Source organism: Bradyrhizobium sp. TM239, from assembly GCF_036247985.1.
In the GTDB taxonomy this organism is placed as follows: domain Bacteria; phylum Pseudomonadota; class Alphaproteobacteria; order Rhizobiales; family Xanthobacteraceae; genus Bradyrhizobium; species Bradyrhizobium ottawaense.
Genome location: NZ_BTIR01000001.1, coordinates 16,299 through 34,349, shown reverse-complemented (window position 1 = coordinate 34,349; position 18,051 = coordinate 16,299). Strand labels below are relative to the sequence as shown.

Genomic DNA, 18,051 nt, shown 5'->3' with positions numbered 1-18,051 from the left:
GCCTCATCTTGCGGATTTGTCATGACCGTCTTCCAACTGAAAGAGTTCGCCTCCACCTCCGTCCACGCCGCAGCCGACGTGATGGGCTGGAATTACGACCGCGCCGAGCTGATCGCCGATGGAATCATCCACGCGATCGGCGTCCTCTCCGGCCTCATCGCCGCGACCGTGCTGGTGGTGCTGACGGCGATCTATGCCGATGCGACCGACATCGTCGGCGTCTCGATCTATGTCGCCGGCCTGCTCTCGATGCTGGTGCTGTCGGCGACCTATAATCTCTGGCCGGTGTCGCCGGCCAAATGGCTGCTGCGGCGGTTCGACCATTCCGCGATCTATCTGTTGATCGCGGCGACCTACACGCCGTTCATCCTGGAGGTGAAGGACAGCGGGTTCGCGCTGGTGCTGCTCGCCGGCGTCTGGTGCGTGGCGATCCTCGGCATCGTGCTCAAGCTGTGCTGCCCCGGCCGGTTCGACCGGGTTTCTGTCGGCATCTATCTCGCGATGGGATGGAGCGGCGTGATGCTCTACGACGCCGTGGTCAGGGTCTTGCCCATGGTGGTGCTGGGGTTCATCCTTGCGGGCGGCCTGCTCTACAGCTTTGGCGTGATCTTCCACGCCTGGCGGCGGCTGCGCTTCCAGAATGCGATCTGGCACGGCTTTGTCTTGGCCGGCGCGGCATGCCATTATACCGCGGTGCTCGACCTCGTGTTGAGCTGAGCAAGACCCAGGGGGTCTGCTCCGAAGCGCCATAAGACAAGAGGAGACGTCGCATGCAGGTGACCGGCAAGGTCGTGGTCGTCACGGGCGGCGCCAACGGCATCGGCAAGGCGCTGTGCGAGGCGTTCTACAATGCGGGCGCAGCCAAGGTCGTCGTCGCGGACATGGACGCCGCGAATGCGCGGGCCGTCGCCGCCATGGTGGATGGCGCGGCCTTCAAATGCGACGTCGCGCAGGAGAAAGACGTTTCGCACGTGATCGAGGAGACCGAGCGGCAGTTCGGTCCCATCGCCCTGTTCTGCTCCAATGCCGGCATCGGCGGCGGCTTCGATCCGATGTCGGTCAATGCCGGCGGCGCCTCCGACGAGCCGTGGCAGCGCAGCTGGGCCATCCACGTCATGGCCCATGTCTATGCGGCGCGGCACCTCGTCCCCCGCATGAAGGCGCGCGGCGGCGGCTATTTCCTCAACACCATCTCGGCCGCGGGCCTGCTGTCCCAGGTCGGCAGTCCGGCTTATTCGACAACCAAGCATGCCGCGGTGGGCTTTGCCGAGAATCTCGCGATCTCGCACAAGGCAGACAACATCAAGGTCTCGATCCTCTGCCCGCAGGGCGTCGACACCAACATGCTGCGCTCGATCCCGAAGGGTCCGCAATCCGGCGACGGCGATCTCACGCCGGAGCAGGTGGCGAAAGACGTGCTCGCCGGCCTCGAGCAGGAAACCTTCCTGATCCTGCCGCACCCCCAGGTGCTCGGCTACATGCGCAAGAAGACCGAGAACTACGACCGCTGGCTCGGCGGCATGGCCAAGATCCAGGCGAAGATGCGGGAAGAGTTCGGGAAGTAGGCGACGGTGCGTTTGACGCACGGCTCAAGCCAAATATTCACTGTCGTCCCCGCGAACGCGGGGATCCATAACCACAGGGAGAAGTTTGGCGAAGGCCGCTTGTTGTTCTTTTGCGCGGGACTGACACCTGCGCTTATCGATAGATCACGCGGTATGGGTCCCTGCGTTCGCAGGGACGATACCTGTCGTTACACCGCCACCTCGTCCTCCACCCGGCTCTGCCGCAGCGCCCGCGCATAGAGCATCATTCCCTCCCGCACGGTGCGCTGCTCCGCCGCCGTCAATGCCGCAAGCGCGCCGCGCACCTGCTGTCGGCCGAACGCGTGCAGCCCCTCCAGCGTGCGCCGCCCCTTCGCGGTCAGCGACAATAGCTTGCTGCGTGCATCGTTCTCATCCGGCGTCTCCGTGAGCTCGCCGCAATCGATCAGCTTGCGCACGAGGCGGCTGACGCTGGACTTCTCCAGTCGCAGGAAATCGCCGAGCTCGCCCGAGGTCATCGGGCCGCGGATGCCGATCTCCAGGATGGTGTGCACGGCCGACGGCGGATAGTCCGAGGCCGCCACCGTCGCATCCATGAAGCCGAGCTCGCGCACCATCAACCGCGAGGCGGCGCGAATGTCGTCGATCAGCGCAAGCTCGGCCATCTTGACTCCCGGCATATAGTTGTACCATACAACTATATGCGCGCAGCGCCGCGCGCAAGCGTTTTGGAGTGAGCCATGAGCGGAGCTTTGCCGGCAGGTCAGCGGATGAATGGCAAGGTCTGCCTCGTCACGGGCGGCGGCAGCGGCATCGGCCGCGCCACAGCGTTGCGGATGGCGTCCGAGGGCGCCGAGGCGATCGTCGTGGCGGGCCGGCGCGAAGCCGAGATCGAGGCGACCGCCGCTTCATGCCGCGAGCTCGGTGCGGAGGCGATCGCGCTCAAGACCGACATCACGCGCGAGGACGACGTCGCGCGTCTCGTCGGCACCGCGGTCGAGCGCTGCGGCCGGCTCGACGTCGCCTTCAACAATGCCGGCTTCCAGGAGCGCCGCGCGCCGCTGGAGGAGCAGGGTACTGACATCTACGACAGCGTGTTCGACACCAATGTCCGCGCGCTGTTCCTGTGCTTGCGCCACCAATTGCCGGCGATGCTGGCGCAGGGGCGCGGCAGCATCGTCGTCAACGCTTCCGTCAGCGGCGTGCGCAATCCCAATCCCGGCTTCTCGCTCTATTCGGCCTCGAAGGCCGCCGCGATCTCGCTGACGCGCTCGGCGGCGCTGGAGAACGCCCCGCGCGGCATCCGCATCAACGCCATCGCGCCCGGCCGCGTCGTTACCGACATGATGCTGCGCGCCGGCGTCGGCGACGTCGCAACCGTGAGCGCCGGCCTGCCGCTGCGGCGGATGGGAAGCCCGGAAGAGGTGGCGGAAGCCGTGGTGTGGCTGGCGTCGGATGCGTCGTCGTATGTGGTCGGCCATGTGCTGGCGGCGGATGGGGGATTTCTGGCGTCGTAGTGATGAGGTGGCGCGACAAACTCAGTGTCGTCCCCGCGAACGCGGGGACCCATAACCACAGGGCGAAATTTGGCGAGGACAGGTAGTTGTTCTGTCCCGCGGTATCAACATCGCGTCACTAACGATAGATCACGCGGTATGGGTCCCTGCGCCCGTGCGCAATTGCGCACTAGGCAGGGACGACAATCAATCAATGCTTCTGCCCGTACAGCACCGGCACCGCCGAATCCACCACGACCTCGACCAGGCTCGTCCCCTCGAACGCCATCCCGCGCTTCAGCGCCTCGCCGAGCTCTGCGGCCTTCGTCACCCGCACCGCGTGACATCCCATGCCTTCGGCGAGCCGGACGAAATCGATGCCCGGCAGCTCCAGCCCCGGCACATTGCGCACCTGCATCACCTGGCTGAACGAGCGCATCGCGCCGTAGCCGGAATTGTTGATGACGACGATGGTGAGCGGCAGCTTGCGCTGCGCGGCGGTCCACAGCGCCTGGATCGAGTACATCGCCGAGCCGTCGCCGATCAGGCAGACCGTGCGGCTGTTCGGCTTGCCGAGCGCCATGCCGACGGCGGCGGGCAGGGAATAGCCGAGGCCGCCGCTCGCCATGGTGTAAAAACTGTCCTGGCCGCGCATCGGCATGAATCTCTGCATCGCCGGCCGGTGCGAGGGCACTTCCTCGACGACTGACGCACCATCCGGCATCGCCTGCGACAGCGAATGCAGCAGGAATTCGACGGGCAGCGGATCGGCGGCTTGCGGCGCCGGCGGCAGCGTACGGCCCTTTGGCGTGGCGCGTTTGCTCTCGGGGAGGAGATCAAGCAGCAGGCTCAGTGCCGGCTTCATGGTGGCGATGATGCTGGTGCCGACGGGTGTCACCGCCGCGGCATCCGGGTCATCGGTGATCTGAAAGATCGTCGCGCCGCCATCGAAGATCGCGGCGTGGCCCTCGACATGGAAGGTGAACACCGGCGCGCCGATGACGACGACGAGATCGTGCGCGCGCAGCGCGTCCGAGAGCTGCGCCGGCGAGGCATGCAGGAAGCCCGCAAATTGCGGATGCCGCTCGGGGAACGAGCAGCGCGCCGAGAACGGGCTGACCCAGACGCTGGCCTTCGCCTTCTCGGCCACGCGCACCATCAGATCGACCGCGCCGGCGCGGTCGACGCCGGGGCCGACGACGAGGGCAGGGTGCTTTGCGGAGCCGAGCGCGGCGACCAGCGCGTTCATCGGCTCAGGCTCGGGCCCGATCTCGCGGCTGACCTTGCGCGCCTCGATCGGCGCGGTCGCATGCGCCCAATCGTCGATCGGGATCGACACGAAAGTCGGCCCGTATGGCGGCTGCATCGCGGTGTAATAGGCGCGTGCGATCGCGGCCGGCACGTCCTCGGGCCGCGCCGGCTCGACGCTGTATTTCACATACGGCCGCGGAAACTCCGAGGCGCGCTCGGCATAGAGGAAGGCCTGCAAGGGGAGGATCGAGCGCGCCTGCTGGCCCGCGGTGATCACCAGCGGGGTCTGGTTGCGATGCGCGGTGTAGATGTTGCCGAGCGCGTTGCCGACGCCGGCGGCCGAATGCAGATTGACGAAGCCGGCATTGCGGGTCGCTTGCGCGTAACCGTCGGCCATGCCGACGGCGGAGGCTTCCTGCAGCGCCAGCACGTAGTCGATGTCATCGGGCCAGTCGCTCAGGAACGGCAGCTCGGTTGAACCAGGATTGCCGAACACTTTTGTGATGCCGAAGGCACGCAGCAGATCGAGCGTCGCCTGCTTGACGGTGACGGACTTGCTGCCGGTCTTGCCGTTCTTGGCCATGGTTTCCGTCCCCTGCGTGCTTACTGTTACGGCGTCGTTCCGGGCGGTCCGCAGGACCGAACCCGGAACCTCGAGATTCCGGGTTCATCGCGGCGCGATGCCCCGGAATGACGAAGCTACCACACCGCCGTGCCCTTCATCGTCGGCTGCCCTTCCGCATTCGCGGTCCACAGCTCCATGCCTGCTCCGGTCTCGTTGGCGTTGATGGAAAACTCGGTGCCCTCGAACAGCGGCTGCAGGCCGCGATAGGTGAACTTCTTCGGCGCCTTGCCGCCGTGCAGCTTCGCGGCCATCTCGATGATCAGTGCCGCCTGCAGCGGACCGTGGAAGATCAGGCCCGGATAACCCTCGACCTTGGTGACGTAGTCGCGGTCGTAATGGATGCGGTGGCCGTTGAAGGTCAGTGCGGAATAACGAAACAGCAGCACGGGATCTGAGACATGGGTTTCGCGGTGCTGCGCCTTCGGCGGCGGAGGCGGAGCCTTCGTGCTCGCCGGCGCGCTGCTCGTCATCTCGCGATAGACGATGTCCTGCCGCTCGCGGATGGCGACGCCGCGTGGGCTGGAGATGCTGTGCTCGACCGAGACGAAGCACAGCGTGCCGGTCGAGCCTGATTTCACCTGGACGTCGGCGATGCGCGAAGTCCGCGTCGATTCATCGCCGACCTGCAGCGGTTGCAAGAACTCGATCTCGCCGCCGGCCCACATCCGGCGCGGCAGCGGCACCGGCGGCAGGAAACCGCCACGGGTGGGGTGGCCGTCGGGCCCGAGCATCGACATCGGAAACACAGGCTGCGCCAGGCACCAATGCACCGTGAATGGTGCGGCGTCGCCTTTCCTGGGCTCGCCGACCTCCTGGAACAGCGTCGCGCGCAGGCCCATCACGAGCTGCGCGGTGACGATGTCGGTGGCCTCCGTGCTGCGGCCGATCCACTGCCTGAGATGTTCGATGTCGAGCTTCTCGGTCATGACGCCTCGCTCTTCTTACTTTTTGGACTGTGGCTTTTCGCCGATGGCGGGAACTGCGCCATAGGTGCGGGTCTCGCCGACGATGATCGGTGCCGGCGCGGGATAGCTGACGCGTCCCTGCGGCGTGTCGACCTCGATCCGGCGCAGATGCGGATGGTTGGTGAGGTCGGCCATGGTGTTGACCTCGGCAAAGGCGATGTCCGCGTTCGACAGCCGCTTCAAGAGCTCGTCGCGCGTCATCTTGCCGAAGATGTCCGCAACCGTCGTGTCGGTGAAGTCGCGGTTGCGCACGCGCTCCACCATGTTGGCGACGCGGGGGTCGGCGGGCAGGTCGGGTTGATCAAGCACCTTGGCGCAGAGCGTCTTCCACTCGCGCTCGCTCTGGATCGAGATCAGAATGTCCTTGCCGTCCTTCGAGGTGAACACGCCATAGGGCGCGATCGAGGGATGGCGCAGCCCCATGCGCTTGGGCGGATTGCCGGCTTCGGAGTTGAGCAGCGGCACGGTGCACCAGTCCGCCATCACGTCGAACATGGAGATGCGGATGTCACAGCCCTTGCCGGTGCGCCCGCGCCCGATCAGCGCCTCCAGGATCGCCGCATGCGCGGTGGCGCCGGTCGCGACGTCCACGATCGACATGCCGACGCGCGAGGCGCCATCAGGGTTGCCGGTGATCGAGGCCAGGCCGCTCTCGGCCTGGATCAACAGATCATAGGCCTTGCGATGCGCGTAAGGACCGTCGTCGCCATAGCCGGTGATCGTGCAGGAGATCAGTCTTGGATAGTCCTTCAGCAGCCGCTCGCGCGAAAAACCGAGCTTGTCCATCGAGCCGGGCTTGAGGTTCTGGATCAGCACGTCGGCGCTGGCGATCAGCTTCTCCAGCTCGGCGCAGCCTTCTTTCGTTGCGAGATCCACCACCGCCGATTGCTTGCCGCGGTTGAGCCAGACGAAATAGCTGCTCTGGCCCTTGGCCGCCGCGTCATAGCCGCGGGCGAAATCGCCCTCGGGCCGCTCGATCTTGATCACCTCCGCGCCGGCATCCGCCAGACGCGAGGAGCAGAACGGCGCCGCCACCGCCTGCTCGACCGCAATCACCCTGATCCCGTCCAATGCTCCCATGATGGCGGCCTCAGTACGAGCGCGGCATGCCGAGCACGTGCTCGGCGACGAAGGAGAGCACGAGGTTGGTCGAGATCGGCGCCACCTGGTAGAGCCGCGTCTCGCGGAATTTGCGCTCGACGTCGTATTCCTCGGCAAAGCCGAAGCCGCCATGGGTCTGGATGCAGGCATTGGCTGCTTCCCATGACGCATCCGCCGCCAGCATCTTGGCCATATTGGCCTCCGCGCCGCAGTCGAGCCCGGCCTCGTATTTGCGCGTGGCTTCCTTCACCATCAATTCGGCCGCGCGCATCGAGGCGTAGGCCTTGGCGATCGGGAACTGGATGCCCTGGTTCTGGCCGATCGGCCGGCCGAAAACGCTGCGTTCCTTGGCGTAGTTGGTGGCCTTGGCGATGAACCACTTTGCGTCGCCGACGCATTCGGCCGCGATCAGGATACGCTCGGCGTTCATGCCGGAGAGGATGTAGCGAAAGCCCTTGCCTTCCTCGCCGATCAAATTCTCCGCCGGCACCTTCATGTCGGTAAAGAACACTTCGGTGGTGGCGTGGTTCATCATGGTGCGGATCGGGCGGATCTCGAGGCCGTTGTTCTTGGCCTCGCGCATGTCGACGATGAACACCGATAGGCCATCCGTACGCTTCTTGGCCTGCTCCTTCGGCGTGGTGCGGGCCAGCAGCACCATGAGGTCGGAATGCTCGGCGCGGCTGGTCCAGATCTTCTGGCCGTTGACGATGTAGCTGTCGTTGCCGTCCTTGCGCGCAAAGGTCTTCAGCGAGGAGGTATCGGTGCCGCTGGTCGGCTCGGTGACGCCGAAGGCCTGCAGGCGCAACTCGCCGCTTGCGATCTTCGGCAGATATTTTGCCTTCTGCTCGGCGTTGCCGTGCCGCAGCACGGTGCCCATCGTGTACATCTGGGCGTGGCAGCCGCCGCCGTTGCAGCCCGCGCGCTGGATCTCTTCCAGGATCGCAGCCGCCGCGGACAGCTTCAGGCCCGCGCCGCCATATTCCTCGGGGATCAGCACCGAGAGATAACCGGCCGCTGTCAGCGCGTCGACGAACGCCTTGGGATAGGCCATCTCGCGATCGAGCTTGCGCCAATATTCGCCGGGGAACTGCGCGCAGAGCTTTGCGACGGCTTCGCGGATGTCGGCGTAATCTTCGGTGTGGTGTTCTTCACTCATGGCGTTTCCAGTTCTTAGCGGCAGTTAAGATAACGCCGGCCGATCCTCAGGCGTTGTGAAAACAACGCCAGCCCCCTATGCTCATTTGTTATAGCGTATGGAGTAGCCTTCCAGGATTGGCAAGCATGGATTTCCGGCAGCTCAGGACCTTCAGTTGCGTGGCGGAGCTCGGCAGTCTGAGCAAGGCCTCCGACACGCTGCGCGTGGCGCAGCCGGCGCTCTCCAGGCAGATCAAGCTGCTGGAGCACGAGCTGCGCACCGAATTGTTCACCCGCAACGGCCGCGGCATGGTGCTGACCGAAGCCGGCCGGCTGCTGTTGGCGCGCACCTCCGGCATCGTGCGGCAGATCGACCAGATCCGCGACGACATCCAGTCGTCCCAGGGGCCGCCGTCCGGCCAGGTCGTGCTTGGCCTGGTTCCGACCGTCAGCTGCGTGCTGTCGGCGCGCTTTGCGCGGCGCTGCGTCGAAAGATTTCCCGGCATTTCGCTGCGCATCGTCGAGAGCTACAGCGGCCATCTGGTCGAATGGCTGCATCGCGGCGAGATGGATCTCGCCATCCTCTATGGCCGCTCGGCCGATCTGCATCTCAACGTGGAGAGCCTGGGGCGCGACAACATCGTCGCGGTCGGCCCGCGCGGCTGCGGCCTCGCGCGCAAGAAGAGCGTCGACATCGGCTGGCTGCTGCGGCAACGGCTGGTGCTGCCCTCTCACTCGCACGGCCTCCGTGCGCTGATCGAGCACGCGGCCGCCCAGCGCAAGATCAAGCTCGACGTCCAGCTCGAGGCGGATTCGTTCCGCGTGCTGACCAGCCTGGTCGAGGAGGGGCTCGGCTTCGCGCTGCTGCCGCCGTCGTCGGTCCACGGCGAGGTCGCGGACGGGCGGCTGGAAACCGCTGTCGTCTCCAAGCCGATGACACGCGAGCTCATTTTCGCTTCTCCGATCGACCGCCCGGTCTCGACGGCTTCGCTCGCCGTGACAGCGCTTCTGCGCGAGGAAGTCGCCGCCTGCCGCAAGGAAGGCGTGTGGGATATCAAATTGAGTTAGATGCCGTGTGGTAGAACAGCCGCGCGCCGCCTGGCCATCGCATCTGGCGCGAGCTGTCATGCCGAAATTTTATAGCTGGCTAGCTCTTCGCGTCATTCTCAGCTGTCATTGCCCGCGAAAGCGGGCAATCCAGTATTCCAGAGACAGCGCGGCTGGAGCCGAGAAGCCGCAGCGTACTGGATGCCCCGCTTTCGCGGAGCATGACAGCGGAGATTGATGAGGCGGTTTGCCCCAAGAGACTTAGTGGAAGTGCGCCTACCCCGGAATCCTCACCGGCAGCGTCTCGTACCCCTTGATGAAGCTCGAATAGATCCGCTTCGGCTCTCCCACCACCTCGATGCGGTCGAAGCGCTTCAGCATCTCTTCCCAGACGATGCGCAGCTGCAGCTCGGCGAGGCGCATGCCGACGCAGCGGTGGATGCCGAAGCCGAAGGAGAGGTGGGTGCGCGGGCGCGGGCGGTCGATGATGAAATCGTTCGGCTTCTCGAACATCTCCTCGTCGCGGTTGCCGGAGACGTACCACATCACGACGCGGTCGCCCTTCTTGATGTGCTTGCCGCCGATCTCGGTGTCTTGCAACGCGGTGCGCCGCATATGCGCCAGCGGCGTCTGCCAGCGGATCACCTCGGGCACCATGGAATCGATCAGCTCCGGATTGGCGCGGAGCTTGTCGTATTGCTCGGGGTTCTCGTTCAGCGCCAGCACCGAGCCGGTCATGGTGTTGCGCGTGGTGTCGTTGCCGCCGACGATGAGCAGGATGATGTTGCCCATGAGGTTGTCGGGGTCCATGTGCCGCGTGGCGTCGTTGTGGGCCATCAGCGACAGCAGATCGTTGCGCGGCGCGGAGTTGACGCGCTCGTTCCACAGCTTCGACATGTAGGCGTAGCACTCGTCCATCTCGCGGCGGCGCTCTTCGGCGGAGGCGACGATGCCGCTCTTGGGCAGCGCGGTCGAAACATCCGACCAGCGCGTCAACTTGCGCCGCTCCTCCCAGGGGAAGTCGAACAGGGTCGCCAGCATCTGCGTCGTCAGCTCGATCGAGACGCGCTCGACGAAATTGAAGGTCTCGTTGCGCGGCAGATTGTCGAGCACGGTCTGCGAGCGCTGCCGGATCAGCTTTGCCAGCTCGTCCAGATGCGTTGGCGTGAACATCGGCGACACGGTCTTGCGCTGCGACGAGTGCCGGGGCTGGTCCATCGCGATGAAGCTCGGCCAGTCGTAGCCCTCCGGCACGTCGCGGATCGAGATGCCGCCGAGCGTCGAATCCGACGAGAACAGGCCGTGATTGGTGTCGACATGCATGATGTCGTTGTACTTCACCACCGACCAGTATGGCTCGATCGGCGCATTGGTGCAGTAATGCACCGGCTCTTCCTTGCGCAGCCGCTCGAACCACGGCCACAGCGTGTCGTCCTGGAACAGCCTGGGCGCGCCGGGGTGGAATTGCGACAACGGTGTCGCATAGGCCTCCTCGCGGGCCCTGCGCAGGCGTTCGGCCTTGTCCACTTTAACCGGCGCTTGGATGTTCATCGTCGTGGCTCCAGTTGGTTCTTCCTTCACCTCGCCCCGCTTGCGGGGAGAGGTCGGATCGCATCGTTAGATGCGATCCGGGTGAGGGGGACTCTCTGCGATTCGGCTGTCGCCGTCTTCGGGGAGAGAGCCCCTCACCCCGACCCTCTCCCCGTAAGAACGGGGAGAGGGAGGGTTTTTCGTCTCACGCTGCAATCTTCACCGGCAGCTCTTCCAGGCCCTTTACGAAACTCGAATAGACCCGCTTGGGTTCGCCGACCACGTCGATATGATCGAACCGCTTCAGGATCTCTTCCCAGATGATCTTGAGCTGGAGTTCGGCAAGCCGCAAACCCACGCAGCGGTGAATGCCGAAGCCGAAGGACAGATGCGTGCGCGGGCGGGCGCGGTCAATGATGAATTCGTAGGGCTTCTCGATCGCCTCTTCGTCGCGGTTGCCCGAGACGTACCACATCACGACCTTGTCACCTTTCTTGATCTCCTTGCCCCGGAACTCGAAGTCGGCGAGCGCAGTGCGCCGCATATGCGCCAGCGGCGTCTGCCAGCGGATCACTTCGGGAACGAAGCTGTCGAGCAAAGCCGGGTTCTCGCGCAGCTTGCGATACTGCTCCGGATGCTGGCTCAGCGCGTGGAGCGAGCCCGACATGGTGTTGCGCGTGGTGTCGTTGCCGCCGACGATCAAGAGCACGAGATTGCCGAGGAAGTTCTTCGCGTCCATGTCACGCGTCGCGGCGCCATGCGCCATCATCGAGAGCAGGTCGCTCTTCGGCGGCTGCGCGATGCGCTCCTTCCACAGCCGCGCGAAATAGCCCGCGCATTCGGTCAGCTCGGCCTGCCGCTCGTCCTCGGTGGCGACGAGGCCGTCGGGACCGGGAATGGTGGTCGCGATGTCGGACCAGCGCGTCAGCTTGCGGCGGTCCTCCCAGGGAAAGTCGAACAGCACCGCCAGCATCTGCGTGGTGAGCTCGATCGAGACGCGGTCGACCCAGTCGAACACCTCGCCGCGGGGCAGATTGTCCAGGCACTCGGCTGAGCGCTTGCGGATGTTGAGGGCGAGATTGTCCAGATGCGTCGGCGTGAACATCGGCGCCACGGTCTTGCGCTGCGCCGCATGGCGCGGCGGATCCATGGAGATGAAACTCTCGCGGCGCAGGTCCGGATCGATGTCGCGGATGGTGATGCCGCCGAGGGAGGAGGCCGAGGAGAACACCGAATGGTTGGTCTCGATCTCCATGATGTCGTTGTAGCGCGTCACCGACCAGTACGGGCCGAACATCGAGTCCTTGCAGTAGTGCACGGGATCTTCGCGGCGCAGCCGATCGAAATACGGCCAGAACGTATCGGTCCTGAACAATTCCGGATCGCCCGGATCGAATTGCTCCAGCGGCAGTGTCGTGGCGCGCTCGCGAAGGGCGTCGAGCTTGGCCGCGCTCTCGATGGTCCCATGCATGACCGTTCTCCCTGGCATGTACCGCGCGTTCTCGTTGAATTCTGCGCTGCGGTATTTGATTTGCAATTACAGCCGGTTGTCTGCGCCGGAGCAAGGGAGAGTTTTGTCACATCCAACCTTTGCGAGAGGGTGGATGCGTAGCCCGGATGGAGCCCATGGGGCGGCGCGTTGCGCCGACCCATTGGCTCCATCCGGCGACAGGACCTCAATTGACGTGATCAGCCGCACACCCTTTGTCGTGAAATCGTGCCAGAAACCGACTGGAATCGAGGTAAATCGAACCCTGCCATCTTGGGGACCGACCAAGCTCTGATCTATAGTTTGACCCGATCAAGACCGCATCCCGAGGTTGCCGCCGTGAACGACATGCAATGGACCCCGATCGGCTCCGAGCCTTTGCCCCCGCCGCTGCCGCCCACGCGGGTCGATTTCAGCGGTAACCGCTCCGAGTTCCGGAAAATGGTCACCAAGGGTGCCATGCTGGAGCTCGTCACTTTCGGCTTCTACCGGTTCTGGCTCGTCACCGACATCCGCCGTCATCTGTGGGCGAACACCGCGATCGACGGTGATGCCGCTGAATATACCGGCCGTGCCAAGGAGCTCCTGGTCGGCTTCCTGTTCGCGCTCGCGATCCTGGTGCCGATCTATCTCGCCTATTTCCTTGTTGGCATCGAGTTCGAGCGCTGGCAGGGCTTTGCCTCGACACCGCTGTTCATCGGCTTCTACGCCTTCGGCCAGTTCGCGATCTTTCGCGCGCGACGTTATCGGCTGACGCGCACGGTCTGGCGCGGCGTGCGGTTCTGGATGGACGGGTCGGGCTGGGCCTATTCGTTCCGCGCCATGATGTGGGGCTTGCTGGTGTTACTCACGCTCGGCCTGGCGCTGCCCTGGCGCGCGGCCGCGCTCGAACGCTACAAGATGCAGCACACCCATTACGGCGATCTCCGCGGCGATTTCGAGGGCGACGGCTGGACCTTCTTCAAGCGCGCCTGGTGGCTGTGGCTGCTCAGCCCGATCGCGCTGCTGATCTTCCCGCTCGCCCCGTTCTTCTATGCGGAATTCAGGGCGCGCGAGTGGCGCTGGTGGCTCGACGGCATCCGCATCGGCGGCGTCAGCCTGTCATCGCGATTGCCGCACGACGCGTTCTACGGCCTGTACTGGAAGGTGATCGGCTGGTGGACGCTGCTCTCGATGGCTTTTTCCGCCTATCTCGGCGGCTCCGCCTTGCTGGTCGTCCAACTGAGCGGCGTTCCCGCCGATCAGGTGTTCGGCTCCGACAATGCCGCCAGGAGCATCCCGATGGTGGTGATGATGGTGATCGGCTATCTCGCGCTGGCGCTTGCGATCAACATCGTCATGCGGGTCTATCTTCAGCGTGATCTCTGGGCCAAGGTGCTGGAGACCGTCGAGGTGCACGACATCGCGGCCGCGGCGGATGTGCGTGGCAGCGGTCAGCTTGCCAGCGCGCTCGGCGAAGGTTTTGCCGACGGGCTCGATGTCGCGGGATTCTGAGCTGTGACTGACGTGTTTGCCGAGGCGCCGGCGCAGTCCGCCAAGCCGACCATCTTCTTCGACGGCACGTCGAGCCGCCGGCGGCAGGTGATACTGACCTTCGCTGATGCGCTCGAGATCGCCGAGGACGGCGGAACGCCGGTTCGCTGGGCCTATGCGGACATCCGCCGCGCCGACAGCCCGCCGGGAATCCTGCGTCTTGCCTGCACCACGGCGCCGCCGCTGGCGCGGCTCGAGATCCGCGACGCTGCGCTGGCCGCTGACGTGACCGTCCGCTGCACCCATCTCGACGAGCACCGGACCTCGCGCCGCGGCGTCGCAAAAATCGTCGGCTGGTCGGTGGCCGCTGCCGTCTCCATCGTCTGCGTCGTCTTGTTCGGCGTTCCGCTCGCCGCCGACCGGCTTGCGCCGCTGGTGCCGAAACCGATCGAGCGGCGCATCGGCGACGCCTCCGAAGTCCAGGTGAAGACCATCTTCGGCCGCAGCGTGTGCGAAGACCCCGCGGGCAAGGCCGCGTTCACCAAGCTGGTCAACCGCCTGCGCGATGCCGCCGGCCTCGACGACGATTCCATGACGGCCGGCGTGCTGCCGACCGCGGTGCCGAACGCGTTCGCGCTGCCCGGCGGCAAGGTCTACGTGCTGAGAGGCTTGCTCGACAAGGCGCAAAACCCCGACGAGCTCGCCGGCATCCTCGCCCACGAGCTCGGCCATCTCAAGCATTACGACAACATGCGCGGCCTGATCTACAACGGCGGCACCTCGTTCCTGATCGGCCTGTTGTTCGGCGACGTCACCGGCTCATCCGCCGTGATCTTTGCCTCGCGCAGCGTGGTCGAAGCCTCCTATTCGCGCGAGGCCGAGACTGCCGCCGATACGTTCGCGATCGAGGTCATGCACAAGCTCGGCCGCTCGCCGAAGCCCGCGGCCGAGCTGATGTTCCGCATCACCGGCAAGGAAGGCGGTTCCACGCTCACGTCGATCCTCGCCAGCCACCCGCTCACCGAGGACCGCCTCGCGCGCATGACCAAAGAAGACCGCCCGGCCTCCGGCCCGCCGCTGCTGACGGACAAGGAATGGCAGTCGCTGAAGGGGATTTGCGGCAGCGGGAAGGTCTAATCTACCGCGTTCCGTAGGCGCGGTCGCCGGCGTCGCCGAGGCCGGGCAGGATGAAGCCGTTCTCGTCGAGACCTTCGTCCACCGCCGCGGTCCAGATCGGCACGTCCGGATGCAAGCCGCGCAGCCGTTCGAGGCCTTCCGGGGCGGCGATCAGGCAGGCGAGCCGGATGTCCTTTGCACCGCGCTCTTTCAGGCGGTCGATGGCGGCGACGGTCGTGTTCGCGGTGGCAACCACCGGGGTCACCACGATCGCGAGGCGCTCGCCGAGGTCGGACGGCGATTTGAAGAAATACTCGACCGCCGCAAAGCTGTGCGGCTCGCGGTAAAGGCCGATATGGGCGACGCGCGCTGTCGGCACCAGATCCATCATGCCGTCGACGAAGGTGGTGCCGGCGCGCAGCATCGGCACGAACACCAGCTTCTTGCCGGCGATCTTGGCCGAGTGCATCGTCGCCAGCGGCGTCTCGATGACGGTGTCGGCGAGCGGCAGGTCGCGCGTCACCTCGTAACACAGCAGCATGCCGATCTCCTTGATCAGCTCGCGGAACGACTTTGTCGAAATCGATTTGTCCCGCACCAGCGTCAGCTTGTGCTGCACCAGCGGGTGATCGACGATCGTGACGCCTTCCATGATCGGATGCTCCTGAAATTCATCGTTGCGCAATGGATCAACTTGCGGATGGACTAGAAAACCGTGCCGTCGCTGATCACCTTGAGCGGCGGCGAGCCGTCGGGCCGGCGCGCGAACGCAATGGCGCGGCCCGCGGCCCAGCTGCCGCCTTCCAGGATGCTGGCGAGCGGCAAGGTTTCGGGCGTGCGGCCGAGTTTTGCGCGAACCAGTTCCGCCAGCTTGTCGAGCAGTGCGACGGTGAGCGCGCGCCATTCCACGACGAGCAGCGAATCCACCGCATGCGCACGCTCGGCGTCCGCGGCATCGCGCAGGCGCAGCACCTCGTGATCGACGAACAGGCCGCCGTTACGGTATTCGGCAAGCCCGGTCAGGCCGTCGATGTCGGTGACATCGAGGCCGGCGCGCTGCAGCGGTTCGATCAGCGAATAGCTCAGCCATTGCGACAGCTTGTGCAGCGGCACGAGGCCGGCGGTCGCATCATCGGCCTTGATCGCCGGATGCCGCCAGCAATCGCCAAGCGGAATTTTTGCGAGCGCCAGCCGCGACGGCCAGATCGGCCCGAGTTGGTTCAGCACCGCGGACAGGATCACGGGCGCGGCAACGGCGCCGCCATTCGCCTGCGCCGCGATGTGGTCGAACAGGCCGCCCGGCCGCGGCGTATCATTCAAGCCGAAAACGTCGACGCGCTCGGCGACGTGCCGGCCCAGACGCCGCAACAGATCGGTGCGCCCCTCCAGCCCGACCAGGGGATTGGCATCGCTCACCTGAAAGGCGGAGGTGAGGGATGCCAGGGGCAGTTTTGCCAGCACGTCCGCATCGGTTCGGAACGGCGCGCGCGCATCGCCCGAGAAAAGGCCGCTCGCAAACATGTCGAGGCTCGCGATTGCGAGCCCCTCGGACCGGCCGATGCTTTCGCCGCTCATGGCGTCGCGATAGCGCCACGCGGCGCCCGCGCCGGCGTCGAGCAGCACGCTGACGATGGCGAGGTCGAACTCCGCGCGCGCCCGCGCGGCGCGGTCCGGCCACGAAGCAGCCTCGGCAAGCCTCGCCCAGCGGTCGACGCCGCCAAGCACAAAATGCCGCCAGCGCGCATGGAACGGAATCTGCAGCGTCGGATAGGCCTTGCGCGTCACCGCAAGCACGGCCTCCGCGACGCCGTCCATCCGGTCGAGGTCGATCGTGAAGTGGCTCAAGCCGCCGGCAAGGCCGATCTCCAGCATCTGCCCGGCCCGCGCGCGCACCGCATCTGCGCTGAGCAGCGAGCGTGCCTGCAATTCCAAAGCCTCCGCCATCGCGATCAGTATTTTTCCAGCGAACGTCCGACCACGCCGTTCACGTCTTTCTCCGGCGCGATGTCGGTCGAGTAATAGCCGGCGGCTTTCTTCGCGGCGATCTCGACATGGGCATCGGCCGGAATCAGCTCCAGCGGGATCGGCACGCGCTCGACGATGTCGATGCCTTGCGAGGTCAGCGCGTCGTGCTTCATGTCGCTCATCGACAGGAAGCGGTCGATGCGCTTCAAACCGAGCCAGTGAATCGTATCCGGCATCAATTGCTGGAAGCGGGCGTCCTGGACGCCGGCGACGCATTCGGTGCGCTCGAAATAGGCGGCGGCCGCATCGCCGTCCTCCTGGCGCTTGCGTGCGTTGTAGACCAGGAATTTGGTGACCTCGCCGAGCGCGCGGCCCTCTTTCCGGTTGTAGACGACGAGCCCGAGCCCGCCCTCCTGCGCGCCGCGTGCGGATTCCTCGATGCCGTGGATCAGGTAGGGCCGGCAGGTGCAGATATCGGAGCCGAACACGTCGGAGCCGTTGCACTCGTCGTGCACGCGGCAGGTGATCTTTGTGCGATGGTCCGGCAGTTTCGTCACATCGCCGAACATGTAGACCGTGGTGCCGCCGATCGGCGGCAGGAACACTTTCATGTCCGGCCGCGTGACGAGCTCGGGGAACATGCCGGCGGTCTGCTCGAACAGCGTGCGCCGCAGCTCGGTCTCACCGGTGCCGAAGCGCGCCGCAAGGCCCGGCAGGTACCAGACCGGATCGATCGCGATCTTCACCACGGAGACGCTGCCATTGGCATGCACGACCTCGCCGTCCGCGCGTAAGCGTTTTGCAGCGAGCGCCTCGCGGATCTCGGGCAGGTCCAGCCGCGCCCGCGTTACGGCGATGCTCGGGCGGATGTCGGAGCCTTCTGCGATCTCCTTGCCGAAATTCTCCGCGACCAGATGCCCCCAGGGATCGAGCGCGACGATCTTGGTGGGATCGCTCCATTGCGGAAACGGCCCGATGGTCGCGGCGGGAAAGGTGTTGGTGAGGTCAGGGCGCCTGATCGGATCGAGCGCGCCGGCGGACACCGCGAGTGCGCGATACATCGCATAGGACCCGCCATGGCTGCCGATCACGTTGCGATCCCCAGCGCGCGACACCGTGCCGATGATCGGTCCGCGGCCGCGCGCATCAGCTGCGCCCCAGTGGATCGGGAAGGCGGCCTTCCGGCCCGGCTCCGGATGGGAGGTCAGGCGGATGTGGTCGGTACGGTTCGCGCGGCTCATGACCAAACTCCCAAAAAGCCAACGGCCCGCCGCTTGGACGGGCCTGGCTCGGTTGCGTTGCCGACGCGGAA

The 18,051-nt window shown here is 65.5% G+C and carries 16 protein-coding genes; 6 read left to right on the top strand and 10 right to left on the bottom strand.

Annotated features, from left to right (window positions below; translation table 11 throughout):
• Positions 1 to 21 precede the first annotated feature (21 nt).
• Both trhA and AABA84_RS00170 read left to right on the top strand, forming a co-directional pair.
• Entirely contained in the window at positions 22 to 717 is a 696-nt protein-coding gene (trhA, locus tag AABA84_RS00175) for a PAQR family membrane homeostasis protein TrhA (protein WP_212253578.1), read from the top strand.
• Between the two features lie 53 nt (positions 718 to 770).
• Positions 771 to 1,565, top strand: a complete 795-nt coding sequence (locus AABA84_RS00170; RefSeq protein ID WP_212253580.1) for an SDR family oxidoreductase — start codon at positions 771 to 773, stop codon at positions 1,563 to 1,565.
• Positions 1,566 to 1,753: 188 nt separating this feature from the next.
• Here the strand turns inward: AABA84_RS00170 and AABA84_RS00165 are convergent, their stop codons facing one another.
• Positions 1,754 to 2,209 (bottom strand): MarR family winged helix-turn-helix transcriptional regulator, encoded by a 456-nt coding sequence (locus tag AABA84_RS00165; protein ID WP_212253582.1) that lies wholly within the window; start codon positions 2,207 to 2,209, stop codon positions 1,754 to 1,756.
• A gap of 75 nt (positions 2,210 to 2,284) precedes the next feature.
• Here AABA84_RS00165 and AABA84_RS00160 point away from each other — a divergent pair, with 75 nt between their 5' ends.
• Positions 2,285 to 3,061, top strand: a complete 777-nt coding sequence (locus tag AABA84_RS00160; protein WP_338310861.1) for an SDR family NAD(P)-dependent oxidoreductase — start codon at positions 2,285 to 2,287, stop codon at positions 3,059 to 3,061.
• A 190-nt stretch (positions 3,062 to 3,251) separates the two neighbouring features.
• On the opposite strand, the gene mdlC is transcribed toward AABA84_RS00160, so the two are convergent.
• From mdlC to AABA84_RS00140, 4 genes are all read right to left on the bottom strand, one after another.
• Positions 3,252 to 4,874: a benzoylformate decarboxylase gene (gene mdlC, locus AABA84_RS00155; protein WP_338310860.1), complete on the bottom strand. Its 1,623-nt coding sequence runs from the start codon at positions 4,872 to 4,874 to the stop codon at positions 3,252 to 3,254.
• A 116-nt stretch (positions 4,875 to 4,990) separates the two neighbouring features.
• On the bottom strand, positions 4,991 to 5,842 hold the full coding sequence (locus AABA84_RS00150) for an FAS1-like dehydratase domain-containing protein (protein WP_212253588.1): 852 nt from the start codon (positions 5,840 to 5,842) through the stop codon (positions 4,991 to 4,993).
• 15 nt (positions 5,843 to 5,857) lie between these two features.
• On the bottom strand, positions 5,858 to 6,961 hold the full coding sequence (locus tag AABA84_RS00145) for a CaiB/BaiF CoA transferase family protein (RefSeq protein ID WP_338310858.1): 1,104 nt from the start codon (positions 6,959 to 6,961) through the stop codon (positions 5,858 to 5,860).
• Positions 6,962 to 6,971: 10 nt separating this feature from the next.
• Entirely contained in the window at positions 6,972 to 8,141 is a 1,170-nt protein-coding gene (locus AABA84_RS00140) for an acyl-CoA dehydrogenase family protein (protein WP_018317224.1), read from the bottom strand.
• Between the two features lie 125 nt (positions 8,142 to 8,266).
• Here AABA84_RS00140 and AABA84_RS00135 point away from each other — a divergent pair, with 125 nt between their 5' ends.
• Complete coding sequence (locus tag AABA84_RS00135; RefSeq protein WP_338310857.1) at positions 8,267 to 9,187, top strand: LysR substrate-binding domain-containing protein; 921 nt, start codon at positions 8,267 to 8,269, stop codon at positions 9,185 to 9,187.
• A gap of 255 nt (positions 9,188 to 9,442) precedes the next feature.
• Here the strand turns inward: AABA84_RS00135 and AABA84_RS00130 are convergent, their stop codons facing one another.
• Complete coding sequence (locus AABA84_RS00130) at positions 9,443 to 10,717, bottom strand: cytochrome P450 (RefSeq protein WP_212253592.1); 1,275 nt, start codon at positions 10,715 to 10,717, stop codon at positions 9,443 to 9,445.
• 184 nt (positions 10,718 to 10,901) lie between these two features.
• Positions 10,902 to 12,167, bottom strand: coding sequence for a cytochrome P450 (locus AABA84_RS00125; RefSeq protein WP_212253594.1), 1,266 nt, complete (start codon positions 12,165 to 12,167; stop codon positions 10,902 to 10,904).
• A gap of 357 nt (positions 12,168 to 12,524) precedes the next feature.
• Between AABA84_RS00125 and AABA84_RS00120 the strand changes: the two genes are divergently transcribed.
• Positions 12,525 to 13,679: a DUF898 family protein gene (locus tag AABA84_RS00120; RefSeq protein ID WP_445083383.1), complete on the top strand. Its 1,155-nt coding sequence runs from the start codon at positions 12,525 to 12,527 to the stop codon at positions 13,677 to 13,679.
• A 3-nt stretch (positions 13,680 to 13,682) separates the two neighbouring features.
• A complete protein-coding gene (locus tag AABA84_RS00115) occupies positions 13,683 to 14,795 on the top strand; it encodes a M48 family metallopeptidase (RefSeq protein WP_338310856.1) in 1,113 nt (370 codons plus the stop codon).
• A 1-nt stretch (position 14,796) separates the two neighbouring features.
• Here the strand turns inward: AABA84_RS00115 and upp are convergent, their stop codons facing one another.
• Genes upp through AABA84_RS00100 form a run of 3 tightly spaced genes read right to left on the bottom strand, consistent with a single transcriptional unit; the run spans position 14,797 to position 17,980 of the window.
• Positions 14,797 to 15,426, bottom strand: coding sequence for a uracil phosphoribosyltransferase (upp, locus tag AABA84_RS00110; protein ID WP_212253598.1), 630 nt, complete (start codon positions 15,424 to 15,426; stop codon positions 14,797 to 14,799).
• A 53-nt stretch (positions 15,427 to 15,479) separates the two neighbouring features.
• Positions 15,480 to 16,718 (bottom strand): URC4/urg3 family protein, encoded by a 1,239-nt coding sequence (locus AABA84_RS00105; RefSeq protein ID WP_338310855.1) that lies wholly within the window; start codon positions 16,716 to 16,718, stop codon positions 15,480 to 15,482.
• Positions 16,719 to 16,723: 5 nt separating this feature from the next.
• The gene (locus AABA84_RS00100) at positions 16,724 to 17,980 is read right to left on the bottom strand and encodes a GTP cyclohydrolase II (protein WP_212253601.1); all 1,257 of its coding nucleotides are present in this window, start codon (positions 17,978 to 17,980) and stop codon (positions 16,724 to 16,726) included.
• Between the last annotated feature and the right edge of the window lie 71 nt (positions 17,981 to 18,051).